Origin of the sequence: Actinoplanes teichomyceticus ATCC 31121, from assembly GCF_003711105.1 — a bacterium.
GTDB lineage: Bacteria > Actinomycetota > Actinomycetes > Mycobacteriales > Micromonosporaceae > Actinoplanes > Actinoplanes teichomyceticus.
In genome coordinates, this window is sequence record NZ_CP023865.1 from 2,944,498 (window position 1) to 2,966,601 (window position 22,104).

The following is a 22,104-nucleotide window of genomic DNA, read 5'->3' on the forward strand; positions in this document are numbered from 1 at the left end:
TGTTAGTCGCGCCGCCCGCGGCGGCACTACGACAGGAGTCATCTTCGATGATCAGAACCGAGCTCCACTCGGGCTGGACCGTGCGTGCCGCGGGTGGGCCGGTGCCGGACGGGATCGCCGCCGTGCCGGTCCCGGCCACCGTGCCCGGCACGGTGCACACCGACCTGCTCGCCGCCGAGCTGATCCCCGATCCGTACCTCGGCGAGAACGAGGCGGCCCTGGTCTGGTTCCACCGCTCGTCCTGGCTCTACGAGACCGCCCTGCAAGCGGCGCCGGCCGCCCCCGGCGAGCGGGTGGACCTGGTCTTCGACGGCCTGGACACGGTCGCCACCATCACCCTCGACGGGGCGGAGCTGGGCCGCACCGCGAACATGCACCGCGGCTACCGGTTCGACGTGCGTGACCGGCTGCGCGGCGCGGCGGTCCCGCTGTCGGTGCGCTTCGACTCCGCGCTGGAGTACGCCGAGCAGGTGCAGAAAGTGCTCGGGGAGCGCCCCCGGCCGTATCCGCACCCGTTCAACGCGGTCCGCAAGATGGCCTGCTCGTTCGGCTGGGACTGGGGGCCCGACCTGCAGACGGCCGGGATCTGGAAGCCGGTCCGGCTGGAGCGCTGGCGGGTGGCGCGGCTCGCCTCGGTACGGCCGCTGGCCACCCTCGACGGCAGCACCGGCCGGCTGGTCGTGCACGTCGACGTCGAGCGATCCGGGCTCGGCGTGGACGGTCCGCTGGTCGCCGAGGTGCGCGTCGGCGACCACGTCGGCCAGATCCCGCTGCGCGCCGGCGAGACCTCCGGGATGACCGAGATCGCGGTGCCGGACGCCCCGGTCTGGTGGCCCGTCGGGCACGGCGACCAGCCGCTGGCCCGCGTGGACGTGCTGCTGCGCGACGACACCGGCGAGCTGGACGCCCACCACGCCCGGGTCGGCTTCCGGACGATCACCCTGGACGAGACGCCGGACGAGATCGGCAGCGCGTTCACGCTGGTGGTCAACGGCAAGCCGATCTTCGTACGGGGGCTCAACTGGATCCCCGAGGACCACCTGCTCACCCGTCTGACCCGGGACGTCTACGCGGCCGCCATCGGGCGCGCCGTCGACGCCAACGCCAACCTGCTGCGCGTCTGGGGCGGCGGCATCTACGAGAGCGACGACTTCTACGACCTCTGCGACGAGCTCGGCGTCCTGGTCTGGCAGGACTTCCCGCTGGCCTGCGCGGCGTACGCGGAGGAGGAGCCGATCCGCTCGGAGATCCTCGCCGAGGCCCGGCAGAACATCGCCCGGCTCGCCCCGCACCCGTCGCTCGCGCTCTGGAACGGCGGCAACGAGAACATCTGGGGCCACGAGGACTGGGACTGGAAGGCCGCGCTCGGCGGGATGAGCTGGGGCGCGCGCTACTACTACGAGGACTTCCCGGCGCTGCTGGCCGCACTCGACCCGACCCGGCCGTACCACCCGGGCAGCCCGTCCAGCCCGGGCCACGACCCCGAGGCGGTGCACCCCAACGACGACCGGTACGGCACCCGGCACGAGTGGGAGGCGTGGAACCGGCAGGACTACACGTACCACGCCAACTTCCTGCCCCGCTTCTGCTCCGAGTTCGGCTGGCAGGCGCCGCCCACCTGGTCGACGCTGCGGGAGTCGCTCGCCGCCGAGGATTTCGACCGGGAATCGCCGGCGTTCCTGGCGCACCAGAAGGCCGAGGACGGCAACGGCAAACTCGACCGCGGGATCGCCCGCCACATGCGGGTGCCGGCCGACTTCGCGGAATGGCACTGGGCGACGCAGCTCACCCAGGCGCGGGCCACGGCGTACGCGGTCGCGCACCTGCGCGGCCACGCGCCGCGCACCACGGGCAGCGTCCTCTGGCAGCTCAACGACTGCTGGCCGGTCACCTCCTGGGCCGTGGTGGACGGCGCCGGCCGGCGCAAACCGGCCTGGTACGCGCTGCGTCGCGGCTACGCGCCGCGCCTGCTCGCCTTCCGCGTCGAGGACGGCCGTCCGGTGCTGGTCGCGGTCAACGACACCGACCAGCCCTGGCGGGGCACGGTCCGGCTGCGCCGGGTGGCGTTCGACGGGACGCCGTCCGCCGGCGCCGACGCCGCGCTCGTCGTCGCGCCCCGGGCGGTGTCCGTGCTGCGACCCGCCCCGGACCTGGTCACCGCCGCCGACCCGGCCCGCGAGGTGCTGGTCGCCGACATGGACGCGCTGCGCGCCACGCACCTGTTCGCCGAGGACTTCGACCTCGCGTACGATCCGGCGGCGCTGTCCGCCGACATCCGCCCCGCCGAGGGCGGATACTCCATCACCGTGACCGCCACCTCGTTCGCCCGGGACGTCGCCCTGCTCGTCGACAAGATCGACCCGGATGCCGTCGTGGACGACATGCTCGTCGATCTGCTGGCGGGCGAGAGCCACACCTTCCACGTGCGCACCGCCTGGGCGGACCCGCAGGCGTTCCGAAGTCCCGCGGTGCTGCGCTCGGCGAACGCGCTCGCCGCCCCGGCCGGGGCCTGATCGCGGTGGCCGGCGGGCTGATCGGGCTGGTGCTGACCGGCAGCGCCGACCGGATCGGGGTGGAGCCGTTCTTCATGGAGCTGATCACGGGCATGGAGGAGGCGCTCGCCCCGGCCGGCGCGACGGTGCTGCTGCTGGTGGTGCCGGACCTGGCGACCGAGCTGGCCACCTACCGGCGGTGGGCGCGGGACCACACGGTCGCCGCGGTCGTGGTGGTCAACCTGGTGCACGACGACGTCCGCCCGGCGTACGTGGCCGGGCTCGGCCTGCCGGTCGTGCTGGCCGGGCGGCACCCCGGGCCGTACGCGAAAGTCGTCACCGACGATGCCGGCGCCATGACCACGGCGATCGAGACGCTCAGCGGCCTCGGCCACCGGGTCGTCGGCCGCGTCAGCGGGCCGGCCGAGCTGGTGCACACCACCGAACGGACCGCCGCGTTCCGCGCCGCGGCCGCCCGGCACGGTGTCCGTGTGACCGTCGTCGAAGGCGACTACAGCGCCGAGGGCGGGGTGCGGGGACTGCGCACGCTGCTGGCCGCCGACCCGCGGCCCACCGCGATCGTGTTCGACAACGACGTGATGGCGGTGGCCGCCGAACAGGAACTGATCCGCTCCGGCGTCGCCGTGCCCGCCGAGATCAGCCTGCTGGCCTGCGACGACTCACCGCTGTGCGAACTGGCGGTGCCGCCGCTGTCGGCGTTGAGCACCGACGTGCACGAGCACGGGCTGACGCTGGGGCGGGCCGTTCTCGGGCTGGTGCGCGGTGAGCCCGGGCGGGAGCATTCCGGCCCGACGGTCAGCATCCGGCAGCGGGAGAGCACCGGCTGAGAAGGTTCATGGCTCTGCTTATGGCCTCGCCTTCGGCTCGGCGGCATTGCGCCCTCGCAGGCGCAATGCGTGGTGGTTGCGGAAACTTCGCCGGGGGCGGGTTGCGCTCCGGAGGACGGCCCAGCGCTTGTGGCGCTGGGCTCGGGTGAGAGGTGGTGGGTCAGTGGACGGTGGTGGGGCGGATCTGGGCTTCCGGGCCGGGGAAGACGAGGCCCGTGTGGCCGTCGGACCAGCGCACCTCGTAGGGTGGCGTGCCGTCCTGGTGGCGTAGTCTGGTGATGGTTCCGACCTTGGCGCCGTCACCGACATGTCTGCCGTTGACGACGAGCTGGTCGCCCTCGTGCGCGATCATTCGTGCCTCCCTTCGGATGTCGTTCGTGGCAGCATCGCACCGCACTGACCACCGGCACACGATCTGAAGGACCTCAGCCGCGCGGGCCGTCGGCCGCTGGCACAGGACTGTGCACTGTGGCCTGTGCCATACCGTCCGGTCCTCCGGCCACCGCCTCCAAAACGATCACCCGCGCGTCCGAATGTGCTGATCACGCACGCCCGGCCGCTGTGCCACCGCGGCACGACGCCCACCCGGCCGCCGTCCTGCGCGCGGCCAGGATCGGTGCGGCGCCCGGCGGCCGGACGGCCGGTGCAACCGGCGCGGGCCGAGACCCCGGGAAACCGCCGCATTCGCTTCATCTGCCGGTACGGGCATAGCGCCGCACCCCCTCCATCATACGAAGCCGCAGGTCAAAGCGCTGCTGTCAGAAGATTGCCGATGCCCTTCGATGGGACTCTCGGCGAAGATGTCCGGTACGAGCGTCAGGTACGGGGGTGCCGATGATGATGATTGTGCTCGTCGCCCTACTCGCGTTGGTGGTCGCGCTCGGCCTGGCCTTCTGGCCCTGGCCCGGACGCGCCGCCCGGTCCCGGCACGGCGCCCCTCCGGTGGCGAGCCGGTCGGCACCGGCCAGCCTCGAGGGCGTGCTCGCCGCCCAGCTCCTCGGCGGCGAGATCTCCGCACGCCAGTACGTGCGGGCGCTGGAACGGATCGCAGCCCGGGACGAGCGGCGGCACCCGATGTCGGTGCCCCGCGACTACCGCCCCTGACCTCGCGCGCCGCTGACCTGGTGCACTGCTGACCTGGTGCGCTGCTGATCTCGTGCGCTGCTGGCCTCGCGCGCCGCTCACCTCGCGCGCCGCTCACCTCGCGCGCCGCTCACCTCGCGCGCCGCTCACCTCGCGCGGTCCCTGACCTCGCGCGCTCCTGATCTCGTGCGCCGCTGACTTCGCGCGCCTCCGTTCAAGGAGTCCGTGTCCGTGTCGCGGTGCGCGCGGCCGCGGCGGTGGGCGGATTCCCGGGAGCCGCCCACCGTGCCGGTTCCCGGCGGCGTGGGCCCGGTCATGTCCGCTTTTCACCGTGCGGGGTGATCCGTCCGCTCTCAGTGGAGCCGCTGGTCAGAGCGATCTGTCCGCTCTGCGCTTCAAGATCACCAGTTGCCTGAGTGATGTATAAAGCACAGGGCCTGATGGGTATCGCTGACCGGACCTGACCGCTGAGGGGATGATCGCCATGCTGCTGACCGTGCTGAGCGCCGGCGTGATCGCCGCTGTCGCGTTCGTGTTCTGGTCGCGGCGCCACGCCGCTCCGGCGGGGCTCGTGACGGGTCCGGGGCCGCTCTCCACCGTCCTGCTGCCCGCGGTCGCGATCATCGAGGTCCCGGCCGCGCCGGTCCCGCCCGCGCCGGCACGGGCGGCGCAGGTCCCGCCCGCGCCGGCACGGGCGGCGCAGGTCCCGCCCGCGCCGGCGCCGCCGGTCCCGCGCGCCGAGAGCACCGAGGGCCTGCTGGTCGTCCAGCTGCTGCGCGGCGAGCTCACCGGCGCGCAGTACCGGGAGGCGATGGCCTGCCTGGCCGCCCGTGACGAGGCCCGCAACCCGATGCCGACACCCGGCGAGATCGGCCCGGCCAGCGAGTGATCCGCCGCTCGTCGGAGGCTCCGCCCGCCGCGCCGCCGCCCGTCGGGCGGTCCGGACCGCCACGGCCGACATCGCTTCGCGCGGACCGTCACGGTCGGCGCCGCTAGGGGTGGATGGTCGTGGCGACGTCGCGCCGCCGACCGTCATGGTCGGTACCGCTAGGGGTGGATGGTCGTGGCGACGTCGCGCCGCCGACCGTCATGGTCGGTACCGCTAGGGGTGGATGGTCGTGGCGACGTCGCGCCGCCGACCGTCATGGTCGGCACCGCTTCGGGTAAATGGTCGTGGGCGACATCGTTGCGCGGACCGTCATGGTCGGCACCGCCCGGCTCAGCCGCGACGGTCCAGCGGTCCCCACTCGGCGGAGTTCTGCGACTCGACCAGCGTCCGAGCGTCGTCGAGGGCCCTGCCGTCGATCCAGGCCACCGGCTGCCGGCAGTGGACCAGCGGCTCGTTGTCCGGGCCGCGACCGGCCTCGACGCCGGTGAGCAGCCAGGGGCGGACGCCCGGGCCGCGCAGTTCGCGCAGGTGCAGGTAGTCGTAGAGGCGCCGGGCGACCCACAGGCGCAGAGGGCGGTCACCCCACCAGGGCTCGACGACCATGGAGTTCGCGGAGAGCCCGGGCAGCGGGATGCCGGTGAGCGAGTCCCGGCTGCGCCCCGTGCCGGAGTCCCGTAGGTCGGTGGCGGGCCCCCGGGACCAGCGGACGTAGAGATCGTTGCGATGCTGGCGCACCATCGCGACGACGGAGTCCAGATCGGTGAGAACGGGTAGGTCATCTCTGCGGTCCGGCACCAGCGGCGGATTCCCCGCCGGGCGGCGGTTAATCCTCGACGCCGCGGGGCGCCCGGGACGTGGACGCCGCGGGTGCGGTGCACCGGCGGAGATGACAGGCTGAGAACGGCTACGAAAGGGCGTCGCATGGCGGAGATCGTGTTGGTCCGGCACGGGCAGACCGAGTGGAGCGCGAACGGGCGGCACACGTCGTACACCGATCTGGAATTGACCGCGGAGGGGGAGGCGCAGGCGCGCCGCGCCGGAGAACGTCTCCGCGGGCGGACCTTCGCGGCGGTCCTGTCGAGCCCGCGCAAGCGGGCGTTGCGGACCGCGGAGCTGGCCGGTCTGGAGGTCACCGAGGTGATCGAGGATCTCGCCGAGTGGAACTACGGGGAGTACGAGGGGATCACCACCAAACAGATCCGCGCGCACCGGCCGGACTGGTCGCTGTGGGCGGACGGCTGCCCGGGCGGCGAGTCCCCGGCCGCGATCGGCGCGCGGCTGGACCGGGTGCTGGCCCGCGCTCGGGAGCTGCTCAGCGGCGGGGACGTGGCGCTGATCGGGCACGGCCACAGTCTGCGGGTGACCGGCGCCCGCTGGATCGGCCTGCCGGCGAGCGCCGGTGGCCTGCTCAAGCTGGACACCGCGACGGTGTCGGTGCTCGGTTTCGAGCACGAGGTGGACCCGGTCATCACGACGTGGAACGCCCCCTGCTGATCGGTGGGTCGCCGCCGAACGCCGAGCCCGCGGATCGCCAGGACGGGTGGCTCGCTGCCGGCCGGGCGGGTCGCTGGTGGGGGAGTGTCGCTGCCGGGTGGGCGGGTCGCTGGTGGGTGGGTCGCTGCCGGGTGGGCGGGTCGCTGGTGGGTGGGTCGCTGCCGGGTGGGCGGGTCGCTGGTGGGCGGGTCGTCGGGCGGGCGGCCCGCCTGAAGCAGGACGGTTGCTTGAGGCGGGCCGGCCCGCCCGGTCACAGGATGGCTCGGATGTCGCCCGGCCCGCGAGCGACCAGCCATTGTCCACCCGAGTCACGCTCCCATTCACCCGACGTGGCCTTGCACACAGGTAACATCCGGAAAACGGTGCGCGGCCCCGGGCCGGCCGGTCGCGACGGCCGGGTGGTGGCTGGTCCGAGGCGTGGCCGTGCCGCCGAGCGCCGTCCGGGGGCGTGACCGTGCCGCCGGCCCGAGTGTCACGCGCGGTGTATTGACACGTGTAAGTAGTAAAGTCACGCCATGTCCGAGCCCCGCAGGATCACCAGCGCCGACGTCGCCCGCCGGGCCGGGGTGTCCCGCGCCACCGTCAGCTACGTGCTCAACGCCACCCCCGGGCAGAGCATCTCGCCGGCCACCCGCGACCGGGTGCTCGCGGCCGCCGCCGGACTCGGCTACGCGCCGTCCGCCGCCGCCCGCACCCTGCGCACCGGGCGTTCCGAGGTGGTCCTCTGCCTGCTCCCGGACTGGCCGATCGGCAACGAGGTGGGCAACCTGCTGGGCAACCTGTCGACCGCGCTGGCCCGCGAGGGATTCACCTTCGTGGCGCACCCGGGCAGCCGGCAGGACCGGCCGATCGCGGACATCTGGAAGACCATCACCCCGGCCGCCGTGCTGTCCTTCACCGACTTCTCCGACGACGAGACCGAGGCGATGCGGGCCGCCGGGGTCGCCCTCGTCGTCGCCCTGCTCGGCCGGGCCGGCCGGCACGGCCGGGAACTGGAGCTGCCGCAGCAGCTGATCGGGCGCCGCCAGGCCGAGCATCTGACCGGCGCGGGCCACGCCCGCCTCGGATACGCCTACCCCGACGACCCGCGACTGCAGATCTTCGCGGAGCCGCGGCTGGCCGGGGTGCGGTCCGCCGCGCCGCGGCGACCGGTGGTGCGCACCGTCGCGCTCGACGCCGCGCAGGCGGCCGCGGCCGTACGCCGGTGGCGCGCCGACGGCGTGACCGGGATCTGCGCATACAACGACGAGGTCGCGCTCGCCGTGCTGGCCGGGGCGCGGCGGCTCGGGCCGGTGCCGGGCGACCTCGCGGTGATCGGCGTCGACGACATCCCGGCGGCGCGTCTGGCCGTACCGTCGCTGACGACCGTGACCACCGACCAGCGCACCCTCGCCGCCCACCTGGCCACCACCGTGGTGGCCGCGGTGAGCGGCCGGACCGCCCCGGTGCTGCCCACCGCCGACCTGGTCCGCGTCGTGGTCCGCGAGTCGGCCTGACGACCGGCGCCCGGGCCGGCCTTTCACCTTGCCGATCGGCCGCGACGACTCGGCGGACGCCGAGCGTTCCGCGTGGCTGACCGGGCCACGGCCGGCGGTCGGGCAGCGTCACTTCAGCGGGTCCCAGGATCTCCCGAACCAGCGGCGCAGCGATTTTGCCAGGTAGCGGTGCTCGGATGCCCACACGTCGTCGAAGAGGAACAGCTGCAGGTAACCGAAGTCGTCGTCCATGTGCAGCACCGCCTGCGCCAGGTGTTCGGTGACCTCGACCCGGCTGAGCGCGGGCCGGCGTTGGCCGAGCGGACCGGGAATGACCTGCCGGCCCGCGCCCCGTGTCGTCACCGATCGGACGACCCCGTGCGCATCCTCGTGAGGGCCGTCCATGCCCCGCAGGTCGGGGGCCTCATCGTCCCAGGCGCCCCATCGGTTCATCCGGTCCAGAGCCGCGGCGAGGTCGTCGTCGGGGCCGATGCAGCCGCGCAGCAGGGTCAGCTCCTCGGGCCACGTGTCCGCGGCACGCAGCCATCCGGCCAGCTCCGGAAGCCGGACGCCGGGGACGCGGATCACCGTGCCCGGCGTGTCCCAGTCGGCGGCGAGGATCTGCGACATCGCGATCGTGGTGACCGGGTCGTCGTGGCCGGCGGTGGTGCCGGTGTGCGTGGGCAGGGGCCACCGTCCGTGGACGGGGTAGGCCAGCCGTGCCGGGCGCTCGTCGACGAGTGCGTGATCGAGGAAGAAGTAGGCCAGGGGCACCTCGTCGTCATCGGTCAGGGCCCGGACGCTGTGGTCGTCGACCATCACCCGCCCTTCCACGTACAGATGCTTCTTGAGGTGTTCGCGCAGCTCGGCCATGCTCTCCGGCTTGGGCGGGGAGCGCTTGTCCACCTCGTCGAAGACGGTGTGCAGGCCGTAGACGTCGACGCCCAGCTCCGCCTGCAGCCAGGCGTTCGAGTCGGGGGCCGCCTCGTCCCAGCCGCGACGGAACCAGTCGAGCACCGACGCGTCGGGTAGCTCGCGGACGTGTTTGCCGAGCACGCCGTGGTACGGCGACCGGTAGACGAACCAGATCATGCGGCTCATCCTGCACCTCCGGTACGACGGTGAGGATGATCGCGTTGCACGACAGGCTGACCGGCTGACAACGAACCCACAGGCACGGCACATGGGGTCTTAAGGCCGCAGGCGAATGGTGAAGACATCACCAGGGACCCAGTCGAGGGGGATGACCACCATGATCGTCGAGCGGAATCGCGAGGCCGGAACCGCCACCGCGCGCATCCCGGGACCCGCCGCCGGTCCGGTCGTCGCCGTGTTCGGTCAGCGGAGCCGGGTCGGGGCGCTCCCGCAGCACCTCCCCTCCGGCTGGAGCATGCGCCCGCTGACCGAGCTGGCCGACGTCCGGCCCGGTGAGCTGGTGCTGTTCAACGGCGCGAGCGCGGAGGACGTCCGGCAGGCCCGGGCGGTCCTGCCGCGGGCCAGCCGGATCGTCGTGCTGACCGACGAGTGGGCGCCCGCGGAGCTGGTTGCCGCGGTGCTCACCGCCGGTGCGGACGTCTGCGTGCGTGGCGGCCACCCGGCGATTCTCGCCGGTCACCTGGTCGCCTGCCGCCGCCGGCAGCTGTCCGAGCGGTGGGCGGCGCTCGACCTCACCCGGTGACCGGCGCGCCGGCTCGTCCGGTGAGCAGAGCAGTGGGGCGGCACCGGCCGATCCCGCGCCGGGTCAGCGCTCAGCCAGCAGATGCGCCATCTCGGTGCGTGACCTGACCCCCAGGCGGGCGAAGACGTTGCGCAGGTGATGGTCCACGGTTCGCGGACTGAGATGCAGCTCCTGCGCCACCTCCCGATTGGTGGCGCCGGCCGCGACGAGCGTCGCGATCCGCTCCTGCTGGGCGGTCAGCCCGCCGTCGGCGGGCCGGGGACCGCAGGTGCGTGCTTCGGGGGCGGTTCGTTCCCCGGCGGCACGCAGTTCCCGTACGCTCTGCGCCGCCCAAGGGTCCGCCCCGAGCAGCCGGAACGTCTCCGCCGCCCGGCGCAGATGCGTCCGCGCCTCGACATGCCGGCGCCGCCGCCGCAGCAGCCGGCCGTACAGCAGTTCGGTGTGCGCCCGGGGGAACCCGCCCTCCCCGACGCGCCGTAACGCGGCGTGGAAGTGCGCTTCGGCGGCCTCCCCGTCGCGGGTCCGCAGCGCCCGGCACCGGTCGCGCAGCGCGAGCCACCCGGTCTGTCCGGTCCGCCCGGCCCACTCGTCGAACGCCGCGGCCACCGGATTCAGCGCCGGCTCCGGTCCGGCCGCCTCCAGCAGGTGCGGCACCACCGCGACCCGCAGCAGCACGGATCCTCGTCCGGGCGGCCCGGCGACCACCGTGCCCAGCCGTTCCGCCGCCGCCCGTTGCCGCCCGTCGACCAGGTCGAGCAGGGCGAGCGCCCACCCGCACAGCGGTCGTGCCTGTTCGGTGCCGGTCGCCGCCCGGATCCGGCTCTGCCCGGTGTCCCGGTCGCCGACCAGCGCGGCCAGCACCGCGAGCAGCCCCAGATGGGTGCCGGCCAGGGCGTGCTGCCCGGTGCCGCGGGCCACCGCCACCCCGTCGAGGGCCGCGTCCGTCGCCGCTTCGTAGTCCCCGGCCGCCATCCCGGCGAGGACGGCCAGTTCCAGGGCACGCGGCACCAGACTGTGCGCGCCCTCCGCCCCGGCCAGCTGCGCTGCCCGGCCGGCGGCGACGGTAGCCCGGCGGGCGTCCCCGACCACGATCGCCGCGGTCGCCGCCCGGATCAGTGGCAGCGGCTCGGCGACCCGCCCGGCCAGGTCGAGCTCCTGCCGTAACCGGGCGAACGCTGTCGGCTCGTCCGCCTCGGCGATCGCGGCCAGCCCGGCGACGTGGTGATATGCCATGGTCATCGCGGGCGGCTCGTCCCCGCGCCGCCCGGCCGCCAGGCGCCGGGCCAGTGCCGCGAACCGTTCCTGCTGTCCGGCCAGGCTCGCGGCCTCCCCGGCGAGCGACAGCGCGTCCAGCGCCACGACCGGGTCGACGTCGGCGAACTCCGCGGCCACGTCCATCAGGATCTCCCGCGCGGCCGGCTCGTCCGGTCGCATCTCGGCGGCCACACCCCGGGCCCGCAACCGCGTCCGCGCCGCCTCGCGCCGTCCCCACCCCGCCCCGGCGGCTGCGCGTCCCGCGGCCGGCTCCGGCGCGGTGGCAGCCCCGGGCCGCCCGGCGAGCGCCGGAGGCGGCGGTGCGGCGCCCGCCGACTGTTCCGCTCGGCGCAGCAGCAGCCCGGCCCGGTGCGGGTGGCCGGCCAGCCAGGCGCAGCGGGCCGCGTCGAGCAGCGCGGCAGCGCGCGTGGCGGGGTCGAGGGTGAGTTCCGCGGCGTACCGGAAAGCCTCTGCCGCGTCGAACGGCCCGGCGGCCGCGGCGGCTTCGGTGAGTGCCGCGGCGAGCGCGGGGTCCGCGGTGGTCGTCGCCGCCGCACGGTGCAGCAGGGCGGGCAGGTGGCGGCCGCGGGCCGCGGCGACCCGGGCGAGAGCCAGGTGCGCGGCCCGCCGCGCGGTCGCCGACATCTCCCGGTACGCGACCGTGCGCGCGATCGTGGATCCGAAACGGACCGTGGCGCCGTCGATGGTGACCAGGCCGGCTCGTTCGGCCGGGCCGAACCAGGCGAGCCCGCCGTCCGCGCGCTCCCGGCCGAGCCACGCGTCGTCGCCGCAGGAGGTGGTGGTGGCGTCGAGCGGCCCGGTCAACGGCGTGGGCCGATCGGCGCCGGGCCGCGACCCGGTCCATGGTGTGGGTGCTTCGAGGGCGGTCAGCGGCCCGGTCAACGGTTCGAGGGCGGGGAGCGGCCCGGTCAACGGCGTGGGTGCTTCGGTGCCCGGAAGCCGGTCGATCGGCGGCCCGGGTGGCCCGGCCGCGGCGAGCAGATCGGTCAGCGGGGCCGGCGGGTCGGCGGCGGCGAGCAGCAGCAGGTGCCGGGTGACCGGGGGAAGCGCGGCGATCTCGGCGCGCAGGCGCAGGCGCAGCGCGCTGTCCGGGGGCAGCGTGTCCGGCAGCGGGGCGTAGCCGCGGCGCTGCGGGGGTGACAGGGCGGCGGCCAGGTCGGTGAGGGCGGCCGGGTTGCCGCCGGAGAGTTCGGTCAGGGCGCCGGCCACGTCCTCGGTGAGGTCCGGGACCAGCGTGCTGAGCAGGGCGCGGCACGAGTCGGCGGGCAGTGGCCGCAGGCGCCGGGCCGGCAGGCCGCATCCGGCGAGGCTGGGGGCGCCGGCGGCGAGCACGGCGATCCGGTCGCCGTCGTCGAGGCGCCGGGCGGCGTAGGCGACGGCCCGCAGGGACGGTTCGTCGAGCAGGTGCGCGTCGTCGAGGACGCAGAGCAGCGGGTGGTGCGCCGCGGTCGTACGCCAGTGGTGCAGGAGGGACTCGCCGGTGGTGACCAGGTCACCGGCCGGCGGGTGGGCGCCGGCGAGGCGGTGCAGCGCGGCCAGCGGCAGCGTGCGCTCGGCGGCGTGCCCAGCAGCGGTGCGGACCGTCCAGCCGGTGGCGTGCGAGACGGCCGTGCGCAGCAGCGTGCTGCGGCCCGATCCGGGGCCGCCGCAGAGCAGCAGCGCGCCGCCCCGGCCGGCGGCGGCCGCGGCCAGCAGCCGGTCAATTTCTTGCACTAAAGGTGCATGAAACATGCCGAGAGTCTCGCTCGCCGGGCCCGGGATCGAAAGGAGCGCGTCGATGTCGTGCAGGGAGTGAAATTTCCAGGATGTTGCGGGCTGATGACATGAGGCCGGTGATTTCGCCGATGCGTCGCCCCGCGGTGGCTGCGCAGACTGGCGCTCGTCGATCCGTTCCCCCAGGTGAAGGAGTGTTCGACGTGCACCGATCAACCTCACGGGTACGCCGGTTCCTGCTGACCACGGCCGCCGCCCTCGCGCTCACCGTGCCGCTCGGCGCCACCGCCGCGCAGGCCGCCGACAACCCGTACGAGCGTGGCCCGGCGCCGACCCTGGCCGCTCTGCAGGCGAGCCGCGGCCCGTACGCGGTCTCCACCACCTCGGTCTCCCGGCTGAGCGTGTCCGGCTTCGGCGGCGGCACCATCTACTACCCCACCACCACCGCCGACGGCACCTTCGGCGCGATCGCCATCTCGCCCGGCTTCACCGCGTACTGGTCGAGCATCTCCTGGCTGGGACCCCGCCTGGCCTCGCACGGCTTCGTGGTGATCGGCATCGAGACCCTGACCACGCTGGACCAGCCGGACTCGCGCGGGCAGCAGCTGCTGGCCGCGCTGGACTACCTGACCAGGTCGAGCTCGGTGCGGAGCCGGATCGACGCCAGCCGGCTCGCCGTGTCCGGTCACTCGATGGGTGGCGGCGGCAGCCTGGAGGCGGCCAGTGACCGGCCGTCGTTGCAGGCCGCGGTGCCGCTCGCGCCGTGGAACACGGACAAGTTGTGGACCGAGCTGCGGGTCCCGACGCTGATCGTGGGCGGGCAGGCGGACGCCATCGCGCCGGTGGCCACCCACTCGATCCCGTTCTACACGACCATCCCGTCGTCGGCGGAGAAGGCGTACCTGGAACTGGCCGGCGCCAGCCACTTCTTCCCGCAGACGGTGGACACGCCGACCGCGGTGCAGGCGGTGGCCTGGCTCAAGCGTTTCGTCGACAACGACACGCGGTACGACCAGTTCCTCTGCCCGGGCCCGCGCGGCCTGCAGATCTCCGAATACCGCAACACCTGCCCGATCTCCTAGACGCGGCACGGGCCGGGCCGGTGATCCAGGGCGATCACCGGCCCCGCCGGCCGTATCCGCATTCCGGGCGGCCGGCGCTGGCCGATCCGGAACCCGTGGAGGCCCCACCGCGCAGCTGCCGATCGGCGACCGGGATCTCCACCTGGTCCCGTGGGCCGAAGCCGCTCGGGCGACCGAGGGCCACCGCCGCGCCCACGGATACGTCAGCGGATGCATCACCGGCCACCGGCCCCGGACCGGCAAGGGCGTCACCCGCCTGTCGTGACCGCCCGGGAGTGACCGTGCCGGCGCCGTCACGAGGGGGCCGACGACGCCGGCACGGTGGTCGGTCTCAGGAGCCGGCGGCCGCGCTGGGCTGCAGCACCCTGCAGGTCTCGACGGCCTTGGCGGTGGCGTCGGACGCGTCGAGCTTGCCGGGGTCGGCGACGCCGTTGTCCTTGAGACAGTTCAGGTACGCCGCGTTCGCGCCGTCGCCACCGCCGCCGTCGCCCGGCCCGCCGAAGCTGGGCCGCACCGACGCGCAGGCCTGCTGGGCCTTGGTCCAGGTCGCGTCGTCCACGTCCGCGGGCTTCTGCAGGCCGCCCCCGCCGGGGAAGCCGCCGCGGCCACCGAAGCTGCCGGAGGGCCGGGGCTGGCCGGAGGGCCGCGCGCCGGCGCCGCCCGGAGCGCCGGAGGGCCGGGCGCCGCCGGAGGGCATCGTGACGGTCACGCCGTTCTCGGCGAGGCATGCGGTGTACGCGCCGAACGCCGAGCTGCCGCCGTTCTGCCCGGCCGAGCCGTTCGCCGAGCTGCCGTCGCCGTCCTTGCCGCCGCACGCCGCGGTGAAGGCGGCCGAGACGAACGCCACCGCCGCGCAGGCCGCGACCCGGCGGGCCATCTTCGACTTGACTACCGGCACAAGCGTCTCCTCATCGACACGATGCCGCCTCCTCGGTCACCGGGCGGGCACGTCGGCACAGCGAACCCGGCCTTCCTGTGCGGCAGATCGGATGACGCTAGGAATTGCCTTTGAGCGGATCGGATGACGCCAGGAATTGCCTTTGATCAGGCCCGGCGGCTCCGAGGCAACTCCGAGGCAGGACCGAGGCGGCCGCGAGGACCGCTCGCCAGACTCCTCGGCCATGGGTGTTGCACTGGCCGGTCGCCGGCGTCTGATCTGGCTCGGCGTGACGGTCGCCGTGCTCCTGCTGCTCGCTTACGGTGTGGCGCATGCGCTGACGGCCGGCGCCGCGCAGGAGCCGAAGGCCGCCGAGACGGCCACCGTGGACCGGGGCGCGGTGACCACCGAGGTGGCCACCACCGGGACGCTGACGGCGGCGCAGACGCGCGCCCTGTCCTTCGCGGTGGACGGCACGGTGGCGAGCGTCTCGGTGCGGGCCGGCACCACGGTCGCCGCCGGCGACGTGCTCGCGAAGGTGGACGACGCCGATGCGCGGGACGCGGTCGACGAGGCACAGGCCGCGCTGGACGACGCCGAGGACGCGCTCGCCGACGCGAGGGCCGCCGGCACGAGCGCCGGCTCGTGCGATGTCGCGGCGGCGTACCGGTCGCCGGGCGTCGCGGCGTCGGCCTCCCCGTCGGTTTCCGCATCGGCCTCGCCCCGCCCGACGGTCACCGGGACCGTCCGGCCCACCGGGACCGTCCGGCCCACCGGGACCGCCCGGCCCACCGGGACCGTCCGGCCCACCGCGACGGCCCGGCCCACCGCGACGGCCCGGCCCACCGCGACCGCCACCGGCTCCCGGGGCGCCGGTGGCGGGTCGAGCGCCTGCGCCGGCTCGGGCAGCTCCGGCAGCGGCCAGCAGGGCGGCCAGGGCAGCGGCGGTGACGCCGTCCTCACCGCCCAGCGGCGGGTCAACCAGGCCGAGGTGACCCTGGAGCAGGCCGAGGAGGCCCTGGCCGGCGCCACCATCACCGCCCCGATCGCCGGCCGGGTCCTGTCGGTCGGTGGCAAGGTGGGCACCCGGGTCAGCTCCGGGTCGGCGTTCATCACCCTGGCCGACATCTACGACATGCAGATCAGCGCGGACTTCCCGGAGGCCGACGCGGACCACCTGGCGGTCAGGCAGAAGGCGGTCATCACGCTGGCCGACCGGCCGGGCGAGACGTTCGAGGCCACCGTGGTGGTGGTCGATCCGGTCGGCGCCAGCGACGGGACGCTGACCCGCTTCGGGGTGGTGCTGTCCTTCGTCGACGCTCCGGAGGACGTGCTGGTCGGGCAGAGCGCCCGGGTGCGGGTCACCACCGGCAGCAAGCCGGACGTGCCGCGGGTGCCGAGCACCGCGGTGCACGACGTGACCGGGTCGACCGGCACGGTGCGCAGGGACGGCGCCGAGCTGCGGGTACGGATCGGCCTCCGGGGTGACCGGTACACCGAGATCGTCTCTGGGCTCACGGAGGGTGATGTGGTGTCCCGTTCCTGGTAGTACAGCTGGCTCCTGCCCGGCTCATAGCTGAATCAAAGAAACCGTTGATAGTTCTGTGCGGTGCTTTCCGGAACCCGCTACCCCATGACCGCCGGCGACGCCCCGGCGCGGCACACCCGTGTCCTCGTCGTCGATGACGAGCCCAACATCTCCGCGCTGCTCAGCGCCACGTTGCGGCTGGTCGCCTTCGATGTGCGGGTGGCCGGGACCGGGCACGCGGCGCTGGTGGCGGCCAGCGAGTTCGAGCCCGACCTGATCGTGCTCGACGTGATGCTGCCGGACGTGGACGGGTTCGAGGTGGCCCGGCGGCTGCGCGCCGCGGGATCCCGGACCCCGGTGCTGTTCCTCACCGCGCGTGACGCGGTCGAGGACCGCATCCTCGGGCTCTCGACCGGCGCCGACGACTACGTCACCAAGCCGTTCAGTCTGGAGGAGGTCGTGCTACGGATCCGCGCCATCCTGCGGCGCAGCCAGCCGGAGGACCCGGGACCGGACACCGCGGTGCTCCGGTACGCCGACCTGGAGCTCGACCCCGACGCCCACGAGGTACGCCGGGCGGGCCGCCCGATCGAGCTGTCGCCGACCGAGTTCAACCTGCTGCGCTACCTGATGATCAATGCCGGCCGGGTGGTCAGCAAGGCACAGATCCTGGACCGGGTGTGGAAGTACGACTTCGGTGGCGACGGCCGCATCGTCGAGTCCTACGTCTACTACCTGCGCCGCAAGATCGACCGGACCGACCCGCCGCTGATCCACACCGTCCGGGGGGTGGGGTACGCCCTGCGCCTGCCCCGCGGCGGAGACGAGTGATCCCGCGCCACTGGACACTACGGTCCCGTCTGGTCCTGGTGGTCGGCGCGCTCGCCGCGGTCGCGCTGATCGCCGCGAACCTGGCCGGCGTCCTGCTGATCCGCTCCTACCTGCAGGGCCGGATCGACCAGCAGCTGACCGGCATGGTCCGCCCGCTGGAGTTCGCCGACCAGCAGCCGAACGACAACCTCCCGCCGCGTACCCGGCTCTTCCGGGTCGGCCCGGAACAGGTGGTGTACCTCTACGGCCCGGACGGCAGGCTGGACACCGAGCGCAGCTACCCGGCCGACGCGAGCCGGCCGCCCGTCCCGTCGTTCAGCCGGCTGGCCTCGCGGGCGGCGGACCGCAAGCCGTACACCGTGTCCAGCCCGGACGGCACCGACTGGCGGGTGGTCGCGCTGCCGGTCGGCGCCACCGGCGGATACGCCCTGTTCGGCACCTCGCTGGTCGAGGTGCAGCAGACCGCCGACCAGCTGATGCTCATCGACGGCGGGGTGATGCTGCTCATCCTGGCCCTGCTCGGGCTGGGCGCGGCGTACGTGGTCCGGCTGGGTCTGCGCCCGCTCACCGAGATGGAGGCGGCGGCCGCGGAGATCTCCGGCGGCGACCTCTCCCCGCGGGTGCCCGGCGCCGACCCGCACACCGAACCCGGCCGGCTCGGGCTGGCGCTCAACTCGATGCTCACCCGGATCGAGGCCGAGGTCGGCGCCCGGACCGCCTCCGAGCAGCGGCTGCGCCAGTTCGTCGCGGACGCCTCGCACGAGCTGCGCACCCCGCTCACCTCGATCCGCGGGTTCGCCGAGCTGTACCGGCGCGGCGGCGCCCCGGCCGGCCCGGTGCTGGACGAGACGATGAGCCGGATCGAGGCCGAGGCCGCCCGGATGGGCGTGCTGGTCGAGGACCTGCTCATGCTCGCCCGGCTGGACCGGCAGCGCACCCTGGACCTGCGGCCGGTCGACCTGCTGGAGATCGCCGCGGACACCATCCGGGACGCGCACGCCCGCGCCCCGGGCCGTACGGTGCTGCTCTGCGGACTCAGCGACGACGAGGACACCTTCGAGCCGGCCACCGTCCTCGGTGACGACCACGGCCTGCGCCAGGTGGCCATCAACCTGGTCGCGAACGCGCTGAACCACACGCCGGCCGGCACCCGGGTCACGGTGCGGGTCGGGCGGGCGGTGGCGGGGGCCGGGGACGCCGCGACCCGCTCCGGAGCGGTCACGGTCAGTGACGGAATGCCGGTGGCGGTGCTGGAGGTCGCGGACGACGGCCCGGGCGTCCCGCCGGCGCACGCGCCGCGCATCTTCGAGCGGCTGTACCGGGCGGATTCCAGCCGTACCCGGGCGCGCGGCGGGGGATCCGGGCTGGGGCTGGCGATCGTGGCGGCCATCGTGCACGGGCACGGCGGCTGGGTGGAACTGCACGAGACCGCCGGTGGCGGGGCCACCTTCCGGGTGCTGTTCCCGTCCGTCGGTGACTCCCCGTGAGATTCTGAGCTGGCTCCCAGGTGGCGCCGAATCTCCTCCCAGGCCGTGCCCCGAGAGTGGGCGGCATGAAGGCACGCTCTGCTCCTGCCGCGGCGGAACACTAGATGAAGATTCGGGTTCTGAGCCGCCACCCGTCCCTGGTGGTCAACACCGTCATCGGCGTCGTGCTGGTGGCCGGCGCCGGCACGGTGTACGAGATGTTCGCCGGCGCCGGCGACGCGGGCACGCCCGCCACGGCCGCCCAGCGCACGGTCACCGTCCAGCAGGGCACGGTCACCAAGACCGTGACCGCGGACGGCGCCGTGGAGAGCGCCAGCACCGCCAGCGCCAGTTTCCAGACCGGCGGCACGGTCACCGCGATCAGCGTCAAGGTCGGCGACAAGGTGAAGAAGGGCCAGGTGCTGGCCACGGTGGACCCCGCGGCGGCGCAGCGCGACCTGGCCGCCGCCGAGGCCGACCTGGACGCCGCCAACGACGCCCTGGACCGCGCCCAGGACGCCGGCTCGGACACCTCCGACGCGCAGAACATGGTGGAGGAGGCCGAGCTGGCGGTCGACGACGCGCGGGCCGCGGTGGACGGCACCGTGCTCAGGGCGCCGATGGCCGGCACGGTGACCGCGATCAGCGGCACGATCGGCAGCTCGGCGTCCGGCGCCGGCTCGTCCGGTTCATCCGGCTCGTCCTCCGGCGGCGGTGGCTCGCCGGGCAGCGGCGGCGCCGGCTCCTCCTCGTCGTCGTCCTCGGCCGCCAGCGGTTTCATCGAGCTCGCCGATCTCACCAGGATGCAGGTCAGCGCCGGCTTCGCCGAGGCGGACGCGACCAAGCTGAAGGAGAAGCAGGTCGCCACGGTCACCTGGAACGCGCTCAGCGGCACCACGCAGAGCGCCACGGTCACTGCGATCGACCCGTCCGGCTCCACCTCGAACAACGTGGTCACCTACGGCGTCACGCTGACCCTGGACCGGGTGCCGGCCGGGGTGAAGGTGGGACAGACCGTGTCGGTGGCGGTCACCACCGGCTCCAAGCAGAACGTGGTCATGGTGAACGCCGCGGCGATCACCACGGCCGGTGACCGGCACACCGTCACCGTGGTCAGCAACGGCACGCAGGAGACCCGCCCGGTGCGGATCGGCCTGCAGGGCGACTCGGCGACCGAGATCACCTCCGGGCTCGCCGCGGGGGAGCAGGTGGTGGTTAAGACCACCTCGACCACCAGCGGCTCCGGCACCCAGCCGGGCGGTGGCTTCGGCGGCAACTTCGGCGGCGGCGGCAACTTCGGCGGCGGCGCGCCGGGCGGGGGCGGACGATGACCCGGCCGGTCCTGGAGGTCCGCGACCTGAAGAAGATCTACGGCACCGGGGAGGCCACCGTGCACGCGCTGCGCGGCGTCTCGATGACCGTGCACCGCGGCGACTACGTGGCGATCATGGGGTCGTCCGGCTCCGGCAAGTCGACCCTGATGAACATCCTGGGCGCCCTCGACGTGCCCACGCACGGCAGGTACCTGCTGGACGGCGTGGACGTCGGCGGCCTCTCCGACGGCCAGCTGGCGCTGGCCCGGAACCGGCTGATCGGCTTCATCTTCCAGGCGTTCAACCTCATCCCGCGGACCAGCGCGGTGGCCAACGTGGAGCTGCCCCTGGCGTACGCCGGGGTGGGGCCCCGGGAACGCCGCCGCCGCGCGATGGCGGCCCTGGACGTCGTCGGCCTCGCGGACCGCGCCGACCACGAGCCCAACCAGCTCTCCGGCGGCCAGCAGCAGCGTGTCGCGGTGGCCCGGGCGCTGGTCACCGAGCCGGCCCTGCTGCTCGCCGACGAGCCCACCGGCAACCTCGACAGCCGCTCCACCGACGACGTGCTGCAGGTCTTCGACGACCTGAGCACGGCCGGCCGGACCATCGTGATCATCACGCACGAGGACGAGGTGGGCGCCCGGGCCAAACGGCTGATCCGCCTGGTCGACGGCGCGATCGTCACCGACGCCCGGCAGTCGCCGATCGACCGGCCACCGATCGGCGCGACCGCCGCGCACGCCCGGGTCCGGGCGGTGGCGGCCGGTCACCTCGCCGCCGGGCACGGGGTCGCCGCGCGGGCCGCCGTCCGGTCCTCCGGCGGGCGGCACAGCGCATGAACCTCTTCGAGGTGGTCCGGTTCTCGCTGCGCGGGCTCTCGGCCAACAAGCTGCGCTCGGCGCTGACCATGCTGGGCATCCTGATCGGGGTCGCCGCGGTGATCCTGCTGGTGGCGGTCGGCAACGGCTCGGCCAAGGCGATCAGCGACCGGATCGAGGCGCTGGGCACCAACACCATCACCGTGATGAGCACCGGTCGCGGCGGCTCCAGCAGCACCGCGCTGACCACGGCGATGGCCGACGCGCTGCTCGACCCGGAGCTGGCCCCGGACATCAGGTCGGTGTCGCCGGTGGTGAGCGCGTCGTCGGCGGCCATGACCCACGAGGGCGCCGACCACGCGGTGAGCACCTTCGTCGGCACCACCCCGGACTGGTTCGGCGCCTCCAGCACCCCGGTCGAGCGGGGCTCGGCGTTCACCGCCGACGATGTCGCCCAGGGCCGCCGGGTGGTCGTGATCGGGCAGACCGTGGCCGAGGAGCTGTTCGGCGGCGTCGACCCGATCGACAGGCAGGTCACCGTGAGCGGCGCGCTGTTCACCGTGGTCGGCGTGCTCAAGGAGAAGAGCTCCACCGGCTTCCAGGACTCCAACGACACCGCGGTCGCCCCACTCACCGCCGTACAGCAGGTGCTGGCCGGCTACGGCGCGCTGACGTCGATCATCGTGGAGGCCAAGGACCCGGACCGGGTGGACGCGGTGCAGAGCGAGGTGTCCACGATCCTGAACCAGAAGCTCGGCGTGACCTCCGGCGGCGGCTCGCGTACCGGCACCACCAGCACGCCGTACCGGATCCAGAACGCGTCGTCGCTGCTTCAGACGCAGACCGAGACCGCCGACACGTTCACCGCCCTGCTCGGGACGGTGGCCGCGATCAGCCTGCTGGTCGGCGGCATCGGCATCACCAACATCATGCTGGTCACGGTCACCGAGCGGACCCGGGAGATCGGCATCCGCAAGGCCCTCGGCGCGCCCCGCCGGGTGATCCTGACCCAGTTCCTGATCGAGGCGACGCTGCTGAGCGTGCTCGGCGGCGCCCTCGGGGTGGCCGCCGCGCTGATCGGCAGCCGATTCGAGATCGTCGGCGTGAAACCGGTGATCGTGCCCAGTTCGATCGGGCTCGCCGTCGGTGTGTCCGTCGCGATCGGGCTGTTCTTCGGCGGTCTGCCCGCCGCCCGCGCCGCCCGGCTGCGTCCCATCGACGCGCTGCGCTACGAGTGAGGAC

The 22,104-nt window shown here is 74.1% G+C and carries 19 protein-coding genes; 14 read left to right on the forward strand and 5 right to left on the reverse strand.

Translation table 11 applies throughout. From position 1 onward, the window contains the following. The first annotated feature begins 47 nt into the window (after positions 1 to 47). Together ACTEI_RS13215 and ACTEI_RS13220 are read left to right on the forward strand one after the other, a co-directional pair. Positions 48 to 2,513, forward strand: a complete 2,466-nt coding sequence (locus ACTEI_RS13215) for a glycoside hydrolase family 2 protein (RefSeq protein ID WP_122977930.1) — start codon at positions 48 to 50, stop codon at positions 2,511 to 2,513. Positions 2,514 to 2,518: 5 nt separating this feature from the next. Further along, positions 2,519 to 3,340 carry a LacI family DNA-binding transcriptional regulator gene (locus tag ACTEI_RS13220; protein WP_122977931.1) on the forward strand — a complete coding sequence of 274 codons (822 nt, stop codon included), beginning with the start codon at positions 2,519 to 2,521 and terminating at the stop codon, positions 3,338 to 3,340. 160 nt (positions 3,341 to 3,500) lie between these two features. On the opposite strand, the gene ACTEI_RS13225 is transcribed toward ACTEI_RS13220, so the two are convergent. Then, complete coding sequence (locus ACTEI_RS13225; protein WP_122977932.1) at positions 3,501 to 3,692, reverse strand: DUF1918 domain-containing protein; 192 nt, start codon at positions 3,690 to 3,692, stop codon at positions 3,501 to 3,503. Positions 3,693 to 4,177: 485 nt separating this feature from the next. Here ACTEI_RS13225 and ACTEI_RS13235 point away from each other — a divergent pair, with 485 nt between their 5' ends. Both ACTEI_RS13235 and ACTEI_RS13240 read left to right on the forward strand, forming a co-directional pair. Continuing rightward, positions 4,178 to 4,444 carry a hypothetical protein gene (locus ACTEI_RS13235; protein WP_145830872.1) on the forward strand — a complete coding sequence of 89 codons (267 nt, stop codon included), beginning with the start codon at positions 4,178 to 4,180 and terminating at the stop codon, positions 4,442 to 4,444. A gap of 454 nt (positions 4,445 to 4,898) precedes the next feature. Next, complete coding sequence (locus ACTEI_RS13240) at positions 4,899 to 5,312, forward strand: hypothetical protein (protein ID WP_122977935.1); 414 nt, start codon at positions 4,899 to 4,901, stop codon at positions 5,310 to 5,312. Positions 5,313 to 5,642: 330 nt separating this feature from the next. Here ACTEI_RS13240 and ACTEI_RS13245 read toward each other — a convergent pair whose 3' ends face one another. Continuing rightward, the gene (locus ACTEI_RS13245) at positions 5,643 to 6,107 is read right to left on the reverse strand and encodes a DUF6098 family protein (RefSeq protein ID WP_203723759.1); all 465 of its coding nucleotides are present in this window, start codon (positions 6,105 to 6,107) and stop codon (positions 5,643 to 5,645) included. Positions 6,108 to 6,233: 126 nt separating this feature from the next. Between ACTEI_RS13245 and ACTEI_RS13250 the strand changes: the two genes are divergently transcribed. Continuing rightward, positions 6,234 to 6,806 carry a histidine phosphatase family protein gene (locus ACTEI_RS13250; protein WP_122977937.1) on the forward strand — a complete coding sequence of 191 codons (573 nt, stop codon included), beginning with the start codon at positions 6,234 to 6,236 and terminating at the stop codon, positions 6,804 to 6,806. Positions 6,807 to 7,321: 515 nt separating this feature from the next. After that, complete coding sequence (locus ACTEI_RS13255; protein WP_122977938.1) at positions 7,322 to 8,302, forward strand: LacI family DNA-binding transcriptional regulator; 981 nt, start codon at positions 7,322 to 7,324, stop codon at positions 8,300 to 8,302. 108 nt (positions 8,303 to 8,410) lie between these two features. Here the strand turns inward: ACTEI_RS13255 and ACTEI_RS37750 are convergent, their stop codons facing one another. Next, entirely contained in the window at positions 8,411 to 9,382 is a 972-nt protein-coding gene (locus ACTEI_RS37750) for a hypothetical protein (protein WP_187645982.1), read from the reverse strand. Positions 9,383 to 9,524: 142 nt separating this feature from the next. Between ACTEI_RS37750 and ACTEI_RS13265 the strand changes: the two genes are divergently transcribed. Beyond that, positions 9,525 to 9,959, forward strand: coding sequence for a hypothetical protein (locus ACTEI_RS13265; protein WP_122977939.1), 435 nt, complete (start codon positions 9,525 to 9,527; stop codon positions 9,957 to 9,959). Positions 9,960 to 10,022: 63 nt separating this feature from the next. Here ACTEI_RS13265 and ACTEI_RS13270 read toward each other — a convergent pair whose 3' ends face one another. Next, positions 10,023 to 12,947 (reverse strand): helix-turn-helix domain-containing protein, encoded by a 2,925-nt coding sequence (locus ACTEI_RS13270; RefSeq protein ID WP_122977940.1) that lies wholly within the window; start codon positions 12,945 to 12,947, stop codon positions 10,023 to 10,025. A 203-nt stretch (positions 12,948 to 13,150) separates the two neighbouring features. On the opposite strand from ACTEI_RS13270, the gene ACTEI_RS13275 reads away from it, so the two are divergent. Then, positions 13,151 to 14,029 (forward strand): alpha/beta hydrolase family protein, encoded by an 879-nt coding sequence (locus ACTEI_RS13275; protein ID WP_122982115.1) that lies wholly within the window; start codon positions 13,151 to 13,153, stop codon positions 14,027 to 14,029. A gap of 331 nt (positions 14,030 to 14,360) precedes the next feature. On the opposite strand, the gene ACTEI_RS13280 is transcribed toward ACTEI_RS13275, so the two are convergent. Then, positions 14,361 to 14,927 (reverse strand): hypothetical protein, encoded by a 567-nt coding sequence (locus tag ACTEI_RS13280; protein WP_122977941.1) that lies wholly within the window; start codon positions 14,925 to 14,927, stop codon positions 14,361 to 14,363. 223 nt (positions 14,928 to 15,150) lie between these two features. Here ACTEI_RS13280 and ACTEI_RS13285 point away from each other — a divergent pair, with 223 nt between their 5' ends. The 6 genes from ACTEI_RS13285 to ACTEI_RS13310 all read left to right on the forward strand — a co-directional run bounded on the left by ACTEI_RS13285 (position 15,151) and on the right by ACTEI_RS13310 (position 22,100). Next, on the forward strand, positions 15,151 to 16,455 hold the full coding sequence (locus tag ACTEI_RS13285; RefSeq protein WP_122977942.1) for an efflux RND transporter periplasmic adaptor subunit: 1,305 nt from the start codon (positions 15,151 to 15,153) through the stop codon (positions 16,453 to 16,455). An 84-nt stretch (positions 16,456 to 16,539) separates the two neighbouring features. Continuing rightward, positions 16,540 to 17,265, forward strand: a complete 726-nt coding sequence (locus tag ACTEI_RS13290) for a response regulator transcription factor (protein WP_122977943.1) — start codon at positions 16,540 to 16,542, stop codon at positions 17,263 to 17,265. Further along, the gene (locus ACTEI_RS13295) at positions 17,262 to 18,752 is read left to right on the forward strand and encodes a sensor histidine kinase (protein ID WP_239082598.1); all 1,491 of its coding nucleotides are present in this window, start codon (positions 17,262 to 17,264) and stop codon (positions 18,750 to 18,752) included. The genes ACTEI_RS13290 and ACTEI_RS13295 overlap by 4 nt, the downstream gene beginning before the upstream one ends. Positions 18,753 to 18,856: 104 nt before the next feature. Further along, the gene (locus ACTEI_RS13300) at positions 18,857 to 20,062 is read left to right on the forward strand and encodes an efflux RND transporter periplasmic adaptor subunit (RefSeq protein WP_122977944.1); all 1,206 of its coding nucleotides are present in this window, start codon (positions 18,857 to 18,859) and stop codon (positions 20,060 to 20,062) included. Further along, entirely contained in the window at positions 20,059 to 20,883 is an 825-nt protein-coding gene (locus ACTEI_RS13305; protein ID WP_122977945.1) for an ABC transporter ATP-binding protein, read from the forward strand. The genes ACTEI_RS13300 and ACTEI_RS13305 overlap by 4 nt, the downstream gene beginning before the upstream one ends. Further along, entirely contained in the window at positions 20,880 to 22,100 is a 1,221-nt protein-coding gene (locus ACTEI_RS13310) for an ABC transporter permease (protein WP_122977946.1), read from the forward strand. Before ACTEI_RS13305 ends, ACTEI_RS13310 begins: the two co-directional genes overlap by 4 nt. The last annotated feature ends 4 nt before the right edge of the window (positions 22,101 to 22,104 follow it).